This is a genomic window from Asticcacaulis sp. AC466, assembly GCF_000495815.1.
GTDB lineage: Bacteria > Pseudomonadota > Alphaproteobacteria > Caulobacterales > Caulobacteraceae > Asticcacaulis.
In genome coordinates, this window is sequence record NZ_AWGE01000007.1 from 207,199 (window position 1) to 224,947 (window position 17,749).

Below are 17,749 nucleotides of genomic sequence, written 5' to 3' on the forward strand. Positions count from 1 at the left end.
AGGCCAAAAAATCGAAGGCTAAGAAATTCAACTAAGAAATTGAATAATTTGATATTATACTTACATTAACCCTATTACTGCCGGGTATTTTTTGCCCAGTTGCGGCAATTTTTGCCGATAGAGGCAGTTTTTACCCACGCCCCTTCGCTCCCAATATCCCGCCAGGGACAAAGGAAGGGGAGCCGGGATGGACGACGAATCCATCCCGGCTAAGGTGTTACTTGAACAGGCTGAGTACCTGCTGCGGCGACTGATTGGCGATGGACAGCGATTGAATCCCCAGTTGTTGCTTTGTTTGCAACGCCTGAAGCTTGGCACTTTCCTTAGCCAGATCAGCATCCACGAGGTTGCCGATACCTGCCGTGATCGAGTCCTGTAACTTCCCAATGAACTCGGAGTGGGCCGCAACAGACTTCGACGACGTACCCAATTTGGCCAAGGCGGCCGATACGTTGTTGATGGACGTATCGATCGTGGTCAAAAGGGCATTGGCCGAAGTCGCCGTCGCAAAGCCGGAGGTTGTCCCTAGTGTAATGACCCCACCACCCAGGCTTAGGTTCTGGGACGAGATGGTCAGACGAGACGTACCGTCGGCATTGGCCAGGGCTTCCAGACCCGGAATGGAACCGTTCAGCAGGTTGATACCGTTGAAGCTGGCATTCTGCATTGTCTTGGTGAGTTGGTCACGCAAGGCTTTGAAGTCCGTATTCAACGCGGTCCTGCTGGTGGTGTCCAGGGAGGTGTCCGAAGCCGCGAGCGCTTTCTCCTTCATTTGGGTGAGCATATCCGAGATGCTGGTCCCCGCCGACATGGCGACATCAATCGATGAGGTCGCCCTGTTGAGAGAGTCCTTTACAGCATTCAATGATGACACGGTGGAACGCTGGCTTTGAGCGATCGCGAAAGTGGCACCATCATCTTTTGCCGTGGCCACCTTCAAACCGGTGCTGATCCGGTTTTGAGTCGCCTGCAAGCTCGAACTGGTCATGTTAAGGTTCTGCAGCGCAATCATTGCGCCAACATTGGTGTTCACCGAAGCGTTCAACATCGGATTTCCTTTCCATTCTGGTCGGGGGAGAAAACGGCTTTTGCCGCACAGCTATTTTAGCTGAGTGTGACAAAGCAATGCCGATGCCACGCCAAGGACCTTCCGGAAATAATATATATAATTGATTTTATTATACATTTTACAATTGCCGCAGCAAGAATCGATCCGCAGTCTTCGCGCGCCCGGCAAAAGGTTCCGCGACTTCCCGCCGAGCGGCAATTTTAACCGCCCGTTCACCATGTTTATGGCGCGAGCAATAAAAAACCCGGCATCTTCCGATACCGGGTCTTGACCTTATAGCCTCCGTGCGATCACCCGTAGGACTGGCGAACTGCTTCTCCGGTCCCTTCGGCATCCCCCTGGGGCACCAGGCCCTGCATGATTATGCGGTTTACATCTATCAGCGGTCCTATCTCTTCCTGATTACGCATAACCAACGAAGAGTGCTTACTTACCCAGATCGAAAGGGAAATGATATTTGCGCGCACCTGTTCCGGCAATCCATTTGTGGACAAGGCGCAGTCGGCCCCCAACATCGACCAGAGACGCCGATTCCAATCGAGGGCATCCATCCGTTCACGAATCTGGCTACGCTCGAGCTTTTCTGCTTCCATGAGTGCCCGCGTCACCTGTCCGAACAGGCGATATTCTGTTTGACGCGGGTTTTCGGCACGCTGAGCAATCGTCTGATACGCCTTAAGCGACATTTCCCAATCTTTCGTCTTCGTATTCAATAAGCCTGCGGCAACTCATCAGCGCCTTGTAGTATTCGCGCGCCATCAGGCTTTTCGAAACGCTTACGCACTCGGCCAAAATGGCGGGATTAGAAATGACCCCCATGAACTCCGACATCCGACGCAGGAATTCATCGTAGTATTTATCGGCGCCGCTTTCGTCGAGATACATCATCATGACGGGGAAATAGACATGGCGCGCCGGAGAAGATACCTCTTCTTCCTGCATGATATCTTTTTCACGCAGCACCGAAGCCTTGTTTTGCAGAACCAATGAACAGCGGCGGTCGCCATTTTGAACGACAGCGCCATTGAGCACAAACTTCTCACCAGGCTTCAAAGACAGTTTTAACGGCATTGTTCTTCCTTCGGGTCTGCAGGAACGCACAAACCCGTGAAGGGTCTATAGCGCATCTCGAGTTAACAGCAGGTTTCTGTAGTATAGGCACCGGGGTTTTGACGCTCCCGAAAGCGTCGGACCGCCCGCCACTCCCTTAGCGCTTTAGGGAGTTTTTAAGCGAATCTCTATTTACACAATGCCACGTCAGTGCCCTTGGAGCTAGTACATGTCGCTTAAGCTGAGACAGCCGAAAAAACCGGGCGGGACGCCGCGTGGCCCCATCGCGGTGACGTCGGCCGATAGCGTGCCCCACGCTCTGGCGATCAAGGCACCCGCTTCGCAGACCGCAGTCTTTGTCCCCGCCCAAAATTACAATCCGGCGGCTCAAATCCTCGGTGACGCCGGGTCCAGCGAAGCGCTAAGAAATCTGCTCGACGCCACTGAACACATAAAACGCACGGACACGCTGAAACTGCTTCGCCAGGCGCTTGAGCAATTCAAATCGGGCGACTGGGCAGGCGGCGGCGACACAGCGCTCAAGGCGCTCCATGTCGACGAAAAAAGCGGGGAAGCCTGGCATATTCTAGCGGTGTCGCGCGATAAATGTAACGACTTCGCCGGGGCCATCACCTGCTATGAAACCGCGCTGCGTATCCAGCCGGAAAACCCGATCATTGCCAATGACCTGGGGCGCCTGGCCTATAAGATGGGGCTTTATGAGCTTTCCGAGAAATTCTTCCAGTTTTTCCTCGACAAAAACCCTGGCCACGTCGAAGCCATTAACAACATGGCCAGTTCTCTGCGAGAGCTGAACCGCCTGGACGACGCCATAGACCTGTTACGCAACGCCATCGGCGAAAACCCGACAGACGCCCAGTTGTGGAATGCCCTGGGCACTGTGGTCAACGCTCAAGGCGACATGGCCAATTCGATCATCTTCTATGAAGAGGCTCTTCGCCACGACCCGATTCACGTTCATGCCCGTTACAATCTTGGCAATGCAAAAGGGGTATTGGGGCGTACCGAAGAGGCGCTGGCGGATCTCAAAACCGCCCTCCCCCTGTTCCTCGACCCGATGCACGTCCATACCTGTCGCCTGAGCATCGCCTTTTGCTACCTCGTTATGGGGCAGCTTGAGGAAGGCTGGAAATGGTATGAGTCGCGCGGCAAGGACGAAACCTCAGAAAAAATCAACTACCTGATACCTAAGCCCCACTGGACGCCCGACATGCCTTTGGCAGGCAAGCGCGTGTTCGTCTCCGCCGAACAGGGCCTGGGTGATGAAATTCTGTTCGCCAATGTGATGGACGATCTTCTGCGCGAAATCGGGCCAGACGGACACCTGACGATCGGGGTTGAACCCCGCCTCGTCCCGTTGTTTGAAAAAGGTTTCCCCACCGCCAAAATTGTCCGCCACCACACGACGAAGCATCAGAACCTGCCGGTTCGCCTCTTCCCGGACATTACCGATTGGGAGGCCTATGATTGCTGGGCCATTATGGGTGATTTCCTCAGCCGCTATCGCAAAACCGTCGCTGATTTCCCGTCCCCCTATGCCTTCTTCAAACCCGATCCAGCCCGTATCGCCTACTGGAAGTCGGTCCTCGCCGAATTGAACGACAAGCCTAAAATCGGCATTCTGTGGAAATCCCTGATCAGGCATTCCCGCCGGGACCGATATTATTCGCCGTTCCAACAGTGGGAGGATATCCTGCGGCTGGACGGCGTCCAGATCATCAACCTGCAATATGGCGACACCTCGGAAGAGTTGGTTTGGGCGGCGGCCAATGGCGTCAATATCTGGACCCCACCAGGCATCGATCTTAAAAACGATCTCGACGAATTGTCCGCCCTATGCGTGGCGCTGGATTGCCTCCTGGGCCCAGCCAATGCCACGAGCAATATCGCCGGCGCTGCTGGTGCCACGGTATGGATGATTACACCCGAGAATTCGTGGACCAGCCTGGGTACGGATTACATGCCCTGGTATCCGTCAACCCGGGTGTTCTTCTCTGAGTCCCTTATCGACTGGAGCCCGGTCATGGGCCGCGTCAAAGCCGCCCTGATTGAGACATTTATTCATGAGTCCTGATAAACTGGTCGCCAAGGCCGCAGAGGCAGAAGCCAATATGAATCTGCCGGCTGCGCTCGCGGCCTATGAAGAGGCGCTGCAACTGGCGCCCGATTCCCTGGATATCGCCTTGCGCCTGGCTTCACTCGCCTTTCGCCTGGAATTTTGGGATATGGCGGAAAAGCTATATGCTCATCTTATCACCAGCGGTCTGCATCAAACCCTGATCATATCCAGTTATGCAGCTTCGCTGCGCGAGCAGTCGAAGTTCGACGAAGCCGTGGATGTGCTCAAGACCGTATTGAACCAGATGCCAGATCAATCCCCCTTATGGGAGGGGCTGGGTAGCGTAATGTTGGCGCGTAAGGACACGGACAACGCCCTCACCTTTTTCAATGAAGCGTTACGACTGGAGCCGGATAACTTGCACGCCCGCTTCAATAGAGGCTGTGCATTTATGGACAAGGGCGACACATCGTCGGCTCTGGAAGACTTTACCGCCTGCGCCAACGCCTTCGATGACCCCGGAAATCACGCTTCGGCCCAGATCGCATACGCCCAAACCCTCTTATCGATCGGAAATCTCACGGACGGCTGGAAAGCCTATGAGGCCCGGGAACAGTACGGTACGCCAAAGCAGGTACACTATCACATCTGGTCGCGCCGCTGGAGGGAAGATCAACCGCTTGCAGGGCGCAATCTATTGATTTCTGGGGAGCAAGGCCTTGGCGATGAAATCCTTTTTGCCTCCGCCCTGCCTGAGGTTATTCGAGATATAGGACCGCACGGCAGCGTGACCCTAGGCGTCGAACCGCGGCTTGTCCCTCTTTTTCAACGTAGCTTTCCTACGGCCAGCGTAGTGGCTCACAGAACGCAATCGGTAGATGGCATTTTGCAACGTAGCTATCCCGATATGGGAATGACGCAAACCGACGGCTGGGCCCTTATGGGTGACTTCCTGGCGACATATCGCGGCCAGTTGGATGAGTTTCCTGTGCAGAACGCCTACCTAAAGCCCGACCCGGCGCGCGTCATGCATTGGCGTGGGCAAATGTCCAAATTGAGCGCCAAGCCCAAAATCGGCATCTTGTGGAAAAGCCTGAAATTCAGCGCTGAAAGAGATCGCTACTTCTCACCGTTCGACGACTGGCGCGAGATTTTGTCGCTCGACCAATTCGATTTCTTCAGCCTGCAATATGGCGATTGCCGGGAAGAAATAGCCCGGGCGGCCGAGGAAGGGCTTACCCTGCATACGCCGGCAGGTATTGACCTGAAAGACGACCTCGACGATCTCGCCGCCTTGTGTCAGGCCATGGACCTCATCATCGCGCCATCAAACGCGACCAGCAATATTGCCGCCGCGTGCGGGGTGCCCGTGTGGATGATCCAATATGGCGGCTGGCTGCAACTGGGCCAGACCTACCATCCCTGGTATCCGAGCGTACGCATATTTTCGCCGCCCTCGCTTTCAGATTGGCGTCCGGCGTTCCAGGCCATCCGCACCGCCCTGCTTGATCAATTTGATGGTCGCAAAGAGGCGTCAAAACCGTTGAATTGACCTCAAATGCCGGTCAGTGCGCCATATAGAGATTGATCTGGGTATTTTGCAGCAGGGCCCGCGTTGTCCCGCCAAAGACGAATTCGCGTACCCGTGATCGCCCGAAAGCCCCCGCCACCATGTAATCGGCCTGGTGACGCTCCGTCGCCTCGGTCAGCAAGGCCACGACATCGCCCTTGGCCAAGGTTTCTACCTCTACGGTAAGCCCGTGGCCGGCATAATAGGCGGCCAGGCGGCCTAGGTCCGCAGGCGCGTCGCCTGTCGGCGCCCCGACCACGACTACCTTCGCGGCCTTTTTTAACAGCGGCACCGCGCGCCGCGCAGCGCGAGACGAAGGTTCCTTGCCGTCCCATGCCACAATGGCTGTGCCGCCGATATTGAAGGCGCGGCGGGCGATAAAGACTCCTGCCCGCTCTTCCATCATAACCTGCTGGAAGGCTTCGGACAGCATTCCTTGCCCCTTGGCACTGGTATCCGAAAACACCATAAGGTCGGATAAACGTGTCTCCAGGGCGAGGTCCTGCCATACCGGCGATTCCAGTGCCGTGAATGTCTTCTCTGGATACGGAACGGCACCAAACTGCGAACGGGCTGTCAATTCAGACTCGTCGGCCGCCTGCTTCAGGCTTTCCATGGTCGACATCTGAACCGTCCCCATGAATCCCTCACCCAGCCAGGGCGCCAGTTCCGCGGGGTCAGGTGGTGTAAACAGGACGTTGAGTTGCGCGCTAAATGCCGCGGCGATTTGCCCTGCCAGGTCCAGGGCAAGGATTTCGCTTACCGTACCACTGACCGGAATACTGATTCTGGACCATGCCTCAGATTTCATGATCGCCTCCTTGTCTGTCTCATTGAACGGTGCGCGTATCGCGTCCGCCCATCCGATATATACCCTTCAACATAAAAACCCGATGTGACAAATTGCACGGCAAGCGCTAAAACACGCCATGCCCGCCATCTACAGACCCGCCGTCAAACCTGCGAAATCCCGCCCCGACAGCGCCCCCCGCGCCTGGCAACGCATGCTGTCCGGCCGCCGCCTCGATCTGCTGAATCCGCACGCCGTAGACATCGAAATCGACGACATCGCCCTGGGCTTGTCACGCGTGGCCCGTTGGAATGGCCAGACGACGGGGGATTACGGGTTTAGCGTCGCGCAGCATTGCCTTATTGTCGAAGAGATTTGCGCCCATATCGAACCGCGCATCACCCCAACCCACCGCCTCATGGCCTTACTGCATGATGCGCCGGAATATGTGATCGGCGACATGATTTCTCCGTTCAAGGCGGCGCTGGGTTTCGATTACCGGCGGTTCGAAGATCAGTTGGAGCAGGCAATCTTCATCCGCTTCGGCCTGCCCGGAAAAATACCGCCCTACATAAAGACATTGATAAAACAAGCCGATCATGCCTGCGCCTTCTTCGAAGCGACGCAGTTGGTCGGGTTCAGAGATGCCGAAGCGCGGCAATATTTTGGTGAACCGCCGGCCGGCTACGAACTGATCCTCACCCCGATGTCGGACCGGGAGGCGTGCCAGGCCTTCATTTCGCGTTTCAACGCTCTGACCGCCCTGCTGACACCATGAGCCTTGCCATTGAATTGTCGGCAGTGGTGGTCACGGTAAAGGACAACGAAGCGCTTGTCCTGTGCCTGAACCTGCCCAGGGGCGAAGCCGCCTTTGCTCTGCCGTCCGGCCCGTTCATTCCGGAAAATCACCGCACGTTCGACCTGGCCCTGCGCGCCTTCGTGCGCGAACAGACGGGCTTTGATATTGGTTATGTCGAACAACTCTACAGCTTCGGCGATGATGGCCGCCAAGGTATAGCCGCCAGTGCGCCCGATGGCGATCGCGTCGTCTCCGTTGGCTATCTGGCGCTGACGCCTCAGGCCGTTCAGGCACGCTTCGATGCCGCCTGGGTGCCGTTCAACCGTTTCTTTCCCTGGGAAGACTGGCGGCGCGGCGACAACAATCCGGACCTGGAAGTGCTACGCCCGGCTCTGCGCGACTGGTGCGATACGGCTGCCTCCGCTACAGAACATGCCTTGCGTCTGCGTCGCGTCGAAACCATCTTCCCCGACGACTTCGATAACTGGAACGAGGAACGGGTGCTCGACCGCTACGAACTGCTTTACAGCGTAGGCCTGACCGGCGAAGCCCAGCGCACGCGGGACGGCGGACCGCCGGCGCCGTCAAGCGGCGAGCCCATGGCCTCAGATCACCGCCGCATATTGGCAACCGGTTTGTCGCGCTTACGCGGCAAGCTCAAATACCGCCCGGTGATTTTCGAATTGATGCCGGAACAATTCACGCTGCTGGAATTGCAGAAATCCCTGGAAGCCCTTTCGGGCCTGCGTCTGCACAAGCAGAATTTCCGCCGCGCCCTCGACCGCACGGGGTTTGTCACGCCCTTGGGTATAATGCGCGAAGACACCGGTGGGCGTCCGGCGGAACTGTATAGCTACAATCGCGACCAGTTTCATTTTTCCCCGTCGCTGGGACTCAGCCTGCCGCGCGCCTGAGGCTTACAGCATCTTGGCAAGACGAGCCGCCTGCGACATCCAGTTTTCCCGCACCGCACGGTCCGGCGACAGGATACGCGTAGAGATCCAGGCGACATTTTCCGGCGACCAACCAGCGACCTGCCAATAGTAAAAGATACCGAGACCATTCAGTTCACGCTGCTTGGCGGCATCAATACCGGATATCACCGTCAGGTCATCGGGCGGACTTTGCGGTACACCCAGGCGAATGGGTTCAAGGCCCGTACCAGCCTGCTGAACCGCGGCTGCGATGCTGTCTGGTGTCATGGTGGCAAGGCTGGAGGCACGTCGTTGCAGGCTCAGATCTTCACGCCGAATGAGCACATTGCCAGGGGTGGCCGAAGCGGCAACCATATCGAGACGCGGCGCCGGTTGCGGCGGAGCATAAGGTGCCTTACCCGCCTCCAAACTCTTAGTCTCTGGCTTCGGTTCTGGCTTGAACGGCACGACAACACCCGATGTGAAGGCCTCCGCGGCGGCGTCCAGATAAGACACAGGCTGCGCGACAGGCTTTTCCGCAGGCGTGTCGTCGCTGACTTTCGAGACCGCCGCTGCGGCGGCAACCGGCGCATCGTCGAATACGGCGCGTGGCCGTTCGAAGGCGCTACGGTCGCTTTTCGCCCGGCGCGCCAAAGTCCAGCCCACCCAGGCCGACACCAGAAACGCACCCAACATAAGCGCCAGGGATTTCAAAATCAGGATCGTCATGGCTTCCCCTAAAGCAATCCGTTCCGAAACAAAGTTCGGCCTAATCAAGCGTTTGGTGCATCCTTCAAAGCGAAACATGCACCGAAATAACAAACAACCTCAGCCCCTGATCACATCGATCGGAACATGACGCGCCTTACCTTCTTTGGTCTCATCACGCGTTTGGCGACAAACCCAGTCACCAACCCTAGACCGGCGGCGGCGGCAAGCCACAAACGCAATTCGATGATCAGATGCAGCATATGATCTCCCCTAACCTGCATTCACAGTGAAAACGACGCGGCGATTTCTAGCACGGCCTTCCGGCGTGGCATTATCAGCGACCGGCAAGGCGCCGCCAAACCCGCGCACCTTCACCCGTTCCACCGACAGCCCCCGTTGCACCAGCGCGTCAGCGGCCGATTGCGCCCGGGCTTGTGAAATGGTCTGGTTGACCATGCCGTCGCCGACATTATCGGTATAGCCCGACACCGTAATCCGCACCTGGGTCGGGCACGTCGCTACGACGTGGTAGACATCGTCGATAAGACGCTGGCTTTCGGCGGTCAGGTCATAGGTTCCGGGTTTGTAGATGATCTGACGGTTGCCGACGGCTTCGACCAGATCCTGATCGCAGGACCGGGCGGCCGAAGTACTGGCCTCAAGGGCGGAATCACCGGCTACACGTGGACCATCTTCAGCCATAGTGCCCGCCGAAGCGATGGAGGTGGCGCGATCACCATGGATCACCTCAAGGGAATGCGGCTTTTCCAGCGGCGCCACCGCTACGGAGGAGGAAGATACTTGAGGATAGGCGGAATAGCTGACGGCCGCCAGTTGCGGCTGGGGCGCAGGAGACGCTATCACACGAATATCGCTGATCGGGCTGTTAATAAACGCACCGCCGGGAAGGACCGGTTCGCCAGGGTTCGTAGCGTTGGCGAGCGTTTTCCTGGCTTTTTCCAGTTGCGCCTGAGCCTCAACACTATCACTGGCGACCGTCAGGGTGACGGTCTGGCCGGACACCGTCGCATCGACGTCCTTCAATCCCTGCACCGTAAGAGCACGATCGACGCTGGCCTGAAGCTCGCTTTCGATTGTCGGCAATACCTGATACAGGCCGACCGCAGCCAATGCGGCGAACCCGGAAAGACCTGCGACCCATACGGCCTTGGCTGACATCGATACCCCCACACATCAATTCGGTCAAACAGCGTTAACCTTTTTATCGCGTGCGCGAACAATAGACAACCAGCCAAAACAACTGCGAGGGGACAAATAAATTGCCCCCTCGCGACTGTGCTTTCAATGTAACGACAAAAACAGCGAAATTATTCGCTAGATGCAATCGCCGCTTGTGCTGCCGCCAAACGCGCAACCGGAACACGGTAGGGCGAACAGGAGACATAGGCCAGACCAACGCCATGGCAGAAGGCGATTGAGGCCGGATCCCCGCCGTGCTCGCCGCACAAGCCCAACTTGATGTCCGGACGTTGCGCCCTTCCCTTTTCGACCGCGATCTTGATCAAGGCGCCAACGCCATCCTGATCCAAGCTGACGAACGGGTCCTTATCGAAAATACCCTTTTCGATATAGGGGTTGAGGAAGCGTCCTGAATCGTCGCGGCTGATACCAAAGGTCGTCTGCGTCAGGTCGTTGGTGCCGAAAGAGAAGAACTCCGCCGTCTCAGCCAACCGGTCGGCCAGAAGAGCCGCGCGCGGAAGTTCGATCATGGTGCCAACCTTGTAGGCGACCTCACGGCCCTTGGCCGCAAAGACCTCCTTGGCGATCCTGTGCGTCATGGCCGCGAGAAACGCCATTTCTTCACGCGTCGCGACAAGCGGGTGCATGATTTCAGGCTGCGGATTACCGCCGGCCACCGCCACCTCAACTGCCGCTTCGAAAATGGCGGTCAATTGGCTCTCGTAGATTTCCGGGAAGGTCACGCCCAGGCGGCAACCGCGCCAACCCAGCATGGGGTTGGTTTCGCTAAGTTCCTTGGTCCGCTTATACAGCTTTTCTTCACCGACACCCGACATCTCGGCCACCGCTTTGACGTCCTCCGCCGTATGGGGCAGGAATTCATGCAGCGGCGGATCAAGCAGCCGAATGGTGACGGGCAGCCCGTCCATGATCTGCAATAACTCGGCGAAATCCGACTTTTGCATCGGCTGGATCTTAGCCAACGCCTTGCGGCGGCCGGCTTCGTCATCGGCCAGGATCATTTCCCGCACGGCCGAAATCCGCTCATCGTCGAAGAACATATGCTCCGTACGGCACAGACCGATACCCTGGGCGCCGAACCCGACCGCCGTTTTAGCGTCGGCAGGCGTTTCAGCATTGGCGCGGATATCGAGTGTCTTGAACTCGTCCGCCCAGCGCATGATTTGATGGAAGTCTTCCGAGAAATCGGGTTCGATCATCCGGATCGCACCCTTCATGATCTCACCCGTCGAGCCATCAAGTGTGATGATCTCCCCGTGGCGGAACGTCTGGCCGCGCGATACGAACTCGCCCCGCTCGGTGTAGATGCTCATTTCACCAGCGCCCGAAACGCACGGACGCCCCATGCCGCGGGCCACGACGGCCGCGTGGCTGGTCATGCCGCCGCGCGCCGTGACAATGGCCTTGGCGGCATGCATACCGTGAATGTCTTCCGGCGATGTCTCGTCACGCACCAGAATGACATCTTCACCGGACGCCGCAAAGCGCACGGCGTCATCGGCGGTGAAGACGATCTTGCCCGATGCAGCGCCCGGAGATGCCGGCAAGCCGCGCGCAATGACGACCTTTTCTGCCTTCGGATCAAGCATGGGGTGCAGGAGCTGATCGAGAGCGGAGGCATCGATGCGCATCAGCGCTTCCTGAGGCGTGATCAGGCCTTCTCGCGCCATATCGACGGCGATTTTCAGCGCCGCCTTGGAGGTGCGCTTGGCATTGCGGGTCTGAAGCATGTACAGCTTACCCTGCTCGACCGTGAATTCCACATCCTGAACATCGCGATAGTGGTTCTCCAGCGTATCGACCGTCGTCTTGAACTGATTGAAGACTTCCGGAAGGGATTCTTCCATCGACAAGGCGCGCTCGCCCATATCTTCACGGGCCTTTTTGGTCAGGGCCTGGGGCGTGCGAATGCCGGCGACCACATCTTCACCCTGGGCATTCAGCAGGAATTCGCCGTAAAGCTCTCCGTCGCCTGTGGACGGGTTGCGAGTAAAGGCAACGCCCGTCGCGGAGGTTTCGCCCATATTGCCGAACACCATCGACTGGATATTGACGGCGGTCCCCCAGTCTTCGGGGATGTCGTGCATCTTGCGATAAAACTTGGCGCGGTCGTTCATCCACGACCCGAAGACCGCCTTCACGGCGCCCCAGAGCTGATCCTTCGGCTCTTGCGGGAAATCATGCCCCAGTTCGGAGCGGACCATGTCCTTATAGTCCTTGATGATCCGTTCCCAATCCTTGGCGGCGATATCGGTGTCGACACTGACGCCCAGGCGATCCTTATGATCGTCCAGAATGTCTTCGAAGCTATGATGGCTGACGCCTAAGACCACATTCGAATACATGGTGATGAAACGACGGTAGCAATCGAGGGCAAAACGGCGATCCCCGGTCAGGGTCGCCAGGCCTTCGACCGTCTCGTCATTGAGACCAAGGTTGAGAACCGTGTCCATCATGCCCGGCATCGACGCGCGGGCGCCAGAGCGGACAGACACCAGCAACGGATTGGACACCAGACCAAATCCCTTGCCCGTCGATTGTTCCAACTCGGCCAGGGCGCGCTCGACTTCTTCCACCAGACCGTCCGGCAGGGAGGAGTCATTTTTGAAATAGTGGACGCAGGCTTCCGTGGTGATGGTGAAACCTGCCGGAACCGGTAGATTGAGAGCAGACATTTCGGCCAGATTGGCCCCCTTGCCGCCCAGAAGTGCCTTCATTGAGGCGTTGCCATCGGCCTTTCCGGCCTGGAAGGCGTATACCCAGTGCTTCGACATGAACTTTCCCTTTTCATTTTAAAGCATTTATTTTTAATTTTACGCGAGATGTCTCGGGAAACTCATTGTTTTCCCGTATTATAATAAACAAACGATCAGGCTATTTTACTGAGATCAGCAATCTCGCCCGACAAATCACACACAGCTCTCAGTATGGCCAAACGGTTGCTGCGGATAGCCGCATCGTCCGCATTGACCAGAACGCCTTCAAGAAACGCATCCACGCCATGCCGCATTGCAGCAATTTCCTGCAAAGCGTCAATATATTTTTCCTGATCCAAGGCAGCTTCAACCGAACGGCGTGTCAAGTTGATCTGCTTGATCAGGGCCATTTCGACATCCGGCGCCCCCGGCAAGACGTGCGGTTCAGCCTTTGGCAATGCACCCTTCTTGGCTTCGGCAGCCAGGATATTCGCCGCACGCTTATGGGCGGCCAGCAAATCGTCGCCCTTCGGCGTCTTCAAAACGGTTTCCAACGCCTCGATCTTCCGGGTCAGGCGCACGACGTCCCCGTCTTTCAAGGCGAAAACGGCTTCGATGACGTCGAAACGGACACCGTCGTCCTTAAGCTGGACGCGCAGGCGATCGGCCATGAAGTCCTCGAACTCAGCGCCGACCTGGGCAAAGCTGCGGAACGCCAGAACGGCGTCCGTCACTTCCGGCACATTGGGGACATGTTCGTACATCAGATCGAGATCATAGTCGCGCTCGGTCGGACGAACCCAAACCGGGCTTTCCAGCAGGCCTTGCGAAAACTCCTCGAGATAGGTCTTATACACCTCGGTGTGACCTTCGGCCCAGCGTGGCCCGGCCGAACCGCGCCAGTTTTCGGTATCGACGTACACTGACCGGCCCTCACCCGCATAGATCAGCAAGGTACGATACCAGTTGGCCGCCAGATCAGACAGGCTAACGCGGACATTGTAGTGGCGCAGAATACGCAGGATACCAAGGGCCGACCGGCGCAGGGCGAACGGGTCCTTCGATCCCGTCGGCTTTTCGTCAATGGCGAAAAATCCGATCAGGGTGTCCAGCTTGTCCGCCAAGGCAACGGCGGCACTGACCGCGCCGTCCGGCAAGGAGTCAGACGGTCCTTGGGGCTTGTAATGCTGGCGGATCGCATCGGCGATTGCCGGATCGAGCATCGCGGCATCCGCGTAATACCCGCCCATGACGCCTTGAAGCTCCGGAAATTCACCCACCATATGAGAGGCTAGGTCGGCCTTAGCCAGGCGAGCCGCTTCGGCGGCAGTATCCGCATTGGCACCCACCAACGGCGCTATATCGCGGGCCAGGGCCTCGATACGGCCAACGCGCTGCGCCATGGTGCCGAGCTTGGCGTGGAAGGTCACGCCCTTCAACTTCGTCAACCACTGATCGAAATTGCCAGCGCGATTGTCTTCTTTCCAGAAGAAGACACCGTCCGACAGGCGCGCCGACAACACCTTGGCGTTGCCGCGCTTGATTTCGGCGCCACCATCGCTGGCCTGCATATTCGCGGTGATGACGAACTTCGCCGCCATCTTGCCGTCCGCATCACGGACGGCGAAATATTTCTGGTGCGTGCGCATCGACGTCTTGATGACTTCGGGCGGGAGGGTCAAAAACTGCGGGTCCATGTCGCCGAGCAGCGGCACGGGGAATTCGTTGAGGCCCGCGACCTCTTCCAGCAGCCCCTGATCCTCGATCAGTTCGCAGCCGGCTTCGGCACAGACAGCGCGCGCCGTCTCCAGAATGATCGTCTGACGGTCAGCATGGTCGAGAATGACTGAGTTGTCGATTAAAGCCTGCTTGTAGCTGTCGAAATCCGTCACCGGCAGGGCTTGTCCGGAACCGAGGAAGCGATGACCTTCGGTCAGGTTGGCGGCGCGAAGGCCTTCCAACTCGAACGGAATGACCTGACCGTCGAACAGGAACAGGATACGCTTCAAGGGACGCACCCAGCGGAAGGTCGATGTGCCGGACCGCATGGACTTGGGCCATGGGAAGGCGAGAATAACATCACGCAGCATCTCGCCCAGGACATCGGCCGTTTTCACGCCCGGCTTTTCAATGCGCGCCATCCACACGCCGTTTTCGAGCGTCAGCTTGTCCTGCGTCAGGCCGACCTTACGCAGAAAGCCTTCCATCGCTTGAGGCGGTGCGCTTTCCTTAGGCCCCTTGACCTCGTCGGTGACAGCGGCGGTTTGTGTCGGCAAACCTTCAACATGAAGCGCCAGACGACGCGGACCGACATAGGCCTTGATCGTATCAAAGCTGAGGCCAGCCGCGGTCAATTTCGCGCCGAACAGGCGTTCGAAATCACGCGCTGCCCCCAATTGCATTCGGGCAGGAATTTCTTCGGAGAATAGTTCGATCAACAGTTGAGCCATTAGCGTGCCTCCTCCTGGCGCGCCCACTCGGTGGCGCAGGCCTTACAGAGGTCGCGAATACGGCCGATATAGGATTGACGTTCGGCAACGGCGATGGCGCCGCGCGCATCCATCAAATTGAAAAGGTGTGACGCCTTGAGCACATGATCATAGGCCGGCAGTACCAGTGGATAGCCCAGGGAATTCGGCGTCGCCAGAATGCGCTTTACCTGAATTTCCATGTCTTCGAACTGACGCTTGAGCGTTGCCACGTCCGACGCTTCGAAATTGAAGGCGGAAAACTGGCGCTCCTGCTCCTTGAACACGTCGCCATATTTGACCCCGGCCTTGTTGAATTTCAGGTCATAGACGTTATCGACGTTCTGGACATACATTGCCAAGCGTTCCAGACCATAGGTCAGCTCGCCCGACACCACGTCCACTTCGATGCCGCCAACCCCCTGGAAGTAGGTGTACTGCGTCACCTCCATGCCGTCGCACCACACTTCCCAGCCCAGTCCCCATGCGCCGACCGTCGGATTCTCCCAGTCGTCTTCGACGAAGCGGATATCGTGAAGTTGCGGATCAAGACCGATCGCTTTCAGCGAGCCAAGATAAAGTGCCTGAAGGTTTTCCGGGTTGGGCTTCAGGATGACCTGATACTGATAATAGTGCTGGAGACGGTTCGGGTTTTCACCATAGCGCCCGTCGACCGGCCGGCGCGACGGCTGAACATAGGCAGCCTTCCACGGTTTCTTGCCAAGCGCGCGCAGAACAGTCGCCGGATGCAGCGTACCGGCGCCGACTTCGACATCGTAAGGCTGGAGAATCGCGCAGCCCTGTTCGGACCAGTAGCTGTGAAGAGTAAGAATTAGGTCCTGGAAGGACAGCGGTTCAGAAGACATGACCATCTGCAAATAGCGGAAATTTGGCGCGAACATAGAGTGGCCCCCCGTTGGCCGCAAGCCAAAAGACCCCGGATTTAAAAAGAAAAACTGTCCGAAAGGGGAAGAATCTGACTTCCTGTCGCAAATGATGGCAGCAGATACCAAACCGACGCTGAAAACGCGTCTGAATGCGCTGATGAAGGCCTTGCGACAGCCTTCGTCATGGCTGCTGCTGGCCTTGGGTTTTTCCTGCGCCCTGCCCTTTCTGTTGGTTGGCGGCACGCTAAGTTTCTGGTTAAGGTCTGAGCACATCTCCCTAACTTTGATCACCTTTACGGGATGGGTCAGCCTGCTCTACGGTTTCAAGTTCGCCTGGGCACCCTGGATGGACAAGGTGCACATTCCGGTCCTGTACGGCTGGCTGGGCCAGCGACGCAGCTACATGGTGCTTAGCCAGGCAGGCATAGCGACGGGCCTCGTGGCCATGGCGGTCATCGGCCCGCACCACCTCATCGCCTTTCTGGTGGCGGCCGTGTTTGTCGCCTTCAGCGCCGCCTCCCAGGAAATCGCCGTGGATGCGTGGCGCGTCGAACAGACACGAAACGACGCTGAGCAGGCGCTGAACCCCAGCCTGTACGCCTATGGCTTCCGCGCCGGCATATTGGTGACCGACTCGCTGATCCTGGTACTGTCCAAGCGCATCGGCTGGCCTCTGTCCTATACCGTGATCGCCTGCCTCCTCGGCATCGGCCTGGTCGCGGCTCTACTGGCCCAACGCACCGAGGCGGAACAGAAAAGCCATGATGTCCGGTCGTTCCGCGAATTGATCGTCGATCCGTTCGTCAGTTTTTTTCGAGAGCATAAAAATACAGCCGGATTGATCTTGCTGATTCTGGCCCTCTATCGTCTACCCGACTACCTGACCAACCTGGCCGGCACCATGTATGTCGATACAGGCCTGGACCCCGACGCGATAGCCGCCATGCGGGCAGGCATAGGGCTTTGGGCGTCGCTGATCGGTATCGCGGCCGGTGGCGGCTGCCTGCTGATTTTCGGGCTGAAACGCACATTCATCCTCGGCGCTCTGATCGGCCCGGTTTCAAATCTCTGTTTTTCATGGATGTCGGTCGCGCATGGCGATCTGCGGGTATTTGCCTTTACCCTGCTGGCCGACAATTTTTCCAACGGTATAGCGGAAACGGCACTGGTCGCTTTTATGACCCGAATGACCGGACGCGACCATACCTTGACCCACTATGCGCTAATGTATTCGGTCGCGGCCCTGACCGGCAAATTCCTGAAAGGGTTCACCGGCCTGGCGGTAGACGCATTGACACCGCATCTGGGACTTTTCAACGCCTATTCGGCCTTCTTCCTGGCGACAGCGGCGATCGGGGTTCCGTGTCTTATCCTGTGCTGGATTCTCGGCAAAAAGGGCGTATTCTCAGCCCCACCGGCCGGGTGAATTCGTATAGCCTTTTTATGCGGTCACCGGCTAAACCCTTGTCCATAAAGACAAAGTATTGCGGGGTG

General features: G+C 57.6%; 15 protein-coding genes. 5 read left to right on the plus strand and 10 right to left on the minus strand.

The annotated features are described in order from the left end of the window. Nucleotides 1-217: 217 nt before the first annotated feature. From AEAC466_RS31495 to flbT, 3 genes are all read right to left on the minus strand, one after another. Nucleotides 218-1,048 carry a flagellin gene (locus tag AEAC466_RS31495; RefSeq protein ID WP_023457789.1) on the minus strand — a complete coding sequence of 277 codons (831 nt, stop codon included), beginning with the start codon at nucleotides 1,046-1,048 and terminating at the stop codon, nucleotides 218-220. Between the two features lie 311 nt (nucleotides 1,049-1,359). Further along, on the minus strand, nucleotides 1,360-1,755 hold the full coding sequence (flaF, locus tag AEAC466_RS31500; protein ID WP_023457790.1) for a flagellar biosynthesis regulator FlaF: 396 nt from the start codon (nucleotides 1,753-1,755) through the stop codon (nucleotides 1,360-1,362). Next, on the minus strand, nucleotides 1,745-2,140 hold the full coding sequence (flbT, locus tag AEAC466_RS31505; RefSeq protein WP_023457791.1) for a flagellar biosynthesis repressor FlbT: 396 nt from the start codon (nucleotides 2,138-2,140) through the stop codon (nucleotides 1,745-1,747). Before flbT ends, flaF begins: the two co-directional genes overlap by 11 nt. 208 nt (nucleotides 2,141-2,348) lie before the next feature. On the opposite strand from flbT, the gene AEAC466_RS31510 reads away from it, so the two are divergent. Further along, the gene (locus AEAC466_RS31510) at nucleotides 2,349-4,214 is read left to right on the plus strand and encodes a tetratricopeptide repeat protein (protein WP_023457792.1); all 1,866 of its coding nucleotides are present in this window, start codon (nucleotides 2,349-2,351) and stop codon (nucleotides 4,212-4,214) included. Further along, nucleotides 4,204-5,751 carry a tetratricopeptide repeat protein gene (locus tag AEAC466_RS31515; RefSeq protein ID WP_023457793.1) on the plus strand — a complete coding sequence of 516 codons (1,548 nt, stop codon included), beginning with the start codon at nucleotides 4,204-4,206 and terminating at the stop codon, nucleotides 5,749-5,751. Before AEAC466_RS31510 ends, AEAC466_RS31515 begins: the two co-directional genes overlap by 11 nt. A gap of 13 nt (nucleotides 5,752-5,764) precedes the next feature. Here the strand turns inward: AEAC466_RS31515 and AEAC466_RS31520 are convergent, their stop codons facing one another. Further along, complete coding sequence (locus tag AEAC466_RS31520) at nucleotides 5,765-6,580, minus strand: universal stress protein (RefSeq protein WP_023457794.1); 816 nt, start codon at nucleotides 6,578-6,580, stop codon at nucleotides 5,765-5,767. Nucleotides 6,581-6,773: 193 nt separating this feature from the next. Here AEAC466_RS31520 and AEAC466_RS31525 point away from each other — a divergent pair, with 193 nt between their 5' ends. After that, on the plus strand, nucleotides 6,774-7,337 hold the full coding sequence (locus AEAC466_RS31525) for an HD family hydrolase (protein WP_031238535.1): 564 nt from the start codon (nucleotides 6,774-6,776) through the stop codon (nucleotides 7,335-7,337). Beyond that, the gene (locus tag AEAC466_RS31530) at nucleotides 7,334-8,272 is read left to right on the plus strand and encodes an NUDIX hydrolase (RefSeq protein ID WP_023457796.1); all 939 of its coding nucleotides are present in this window, start codon (nucleotides 7,334-7,336) and stop codon (nucleotides 8,270-8,272) included. The genes AEAC466_RS31525 and AEAC466_RS31530 overlap by 4 nt, the downstream gene beginning before the upstream one ends. A 3-nt stretch (nucleotides 8,273-8,275) precedes the next feature. Here AEAC466_RS31530 and AEAC466_RS43705 read toward each other — a convergent pair whose 3' ends face one another. The 6 genes from AEAC466_RS43705 to AEAC466_RS31550 all read right to left on the minus strand — a co-directional run bounded on the left by AEAC466_RS43705 (nucleotide 8,276) and on the right by AEAC466_RS31550 (nucleotide 16,234). Further along, complete coding sequence (locus AEAC466_RS43705; protein WP_155913565.1) at nucleotides 8,276-9,001, minus strand: hypothetical protein; 726 nt, start codon at nucleotides 8,999-9,001, stop codon at nucleotides 8,276-8,278. 110 nt (nucleotides 9,002-9,111) lie between these two features. Then, complete coding sequence (locus AEAC466_RS45110) at nucleotides 9,112-9,243, minus strand: hypothetical protein (protein ID WP_255346293.1); 132 nt, start codon at nucleotides 9,241-9,243, stop codon at nucleotides 9,112-9,114. Between the two features lie 10 nt (nucleotides 9,244-9,253). Next, complete coding sequence (locus AEAC466_RS43710) at nucleotides 9,254-10,162, minus strand: OmpA family protein (protein ID WP_023457799.1); 909 nt, start codon at nucleotides 10,160-10,162, stop codon at nucleotides 9,254-9,256. 149 nt (nucleotides 10,163-10,311) lie between these two features. Then, nucleotides 10,312-12,978 carry a pyruvate, phosphate dikinase gene (ppdK, locus tag AEAC466_RS31540; protein ID WP_023457800.1) on the minus strand — a complete coding sequence of 889 codons (2,667 nt, stop codon included), beginning with the start codon at nucleotides 12,976-12,978 and terminating at the stop codon, nucleotides 10,312-10,314. 95 nt (nucleotides 12,979-13,073) lie between these two features. Further along, nucleotides 13,074-15,350 carry a glycine--tRNA ligase subunit beta gene (glyS, locus tag AEAC466_RS31545; RefSeq protein WP_023457801.1) on the minus strand — a complete coding sequence of 759 codons (2,277 nt, stop codon included), beginning with the start codon at nucleotides 15,348-15,350 and terminating at the stop codon, nucleotides 13,074-13,076. Further along, a complete protein-coding gene (locus tag AEAC466_RS31550; protein ID WP_031238537.1) occupies nucleotides 15,350-16,234 on the minus strand; it encodes a glycine--tRNA ligase subunit alpha in 885 nt (294 codons plus the stop codon). The genes glyS and AEAC466_RS31550 overlap by 1 nt, the downstream gene beginning before the upstream one ends. Before the next feature lie 127 nt (nucleotides 16,235-16,361). Between AEAC466_RS31550 and AEAC466_RS31555 the strand changes: the two genes are divergently transcribed. Further along, nucleotides 16,362-17,681 (plus strand): AmpG family muropeptide MFS transporter, encoded by a 1,320-nt coding sequence (locus AEAC466_RS31555; RefSeq protein ID WP_023457803.1) that lies wholly within the window; start codon nucleotides 16,362-16,364, stop codon nucleotides 17,679-17,681. Nucleotides 17,682-17,749: the final 68 nt, after the last annotated feature.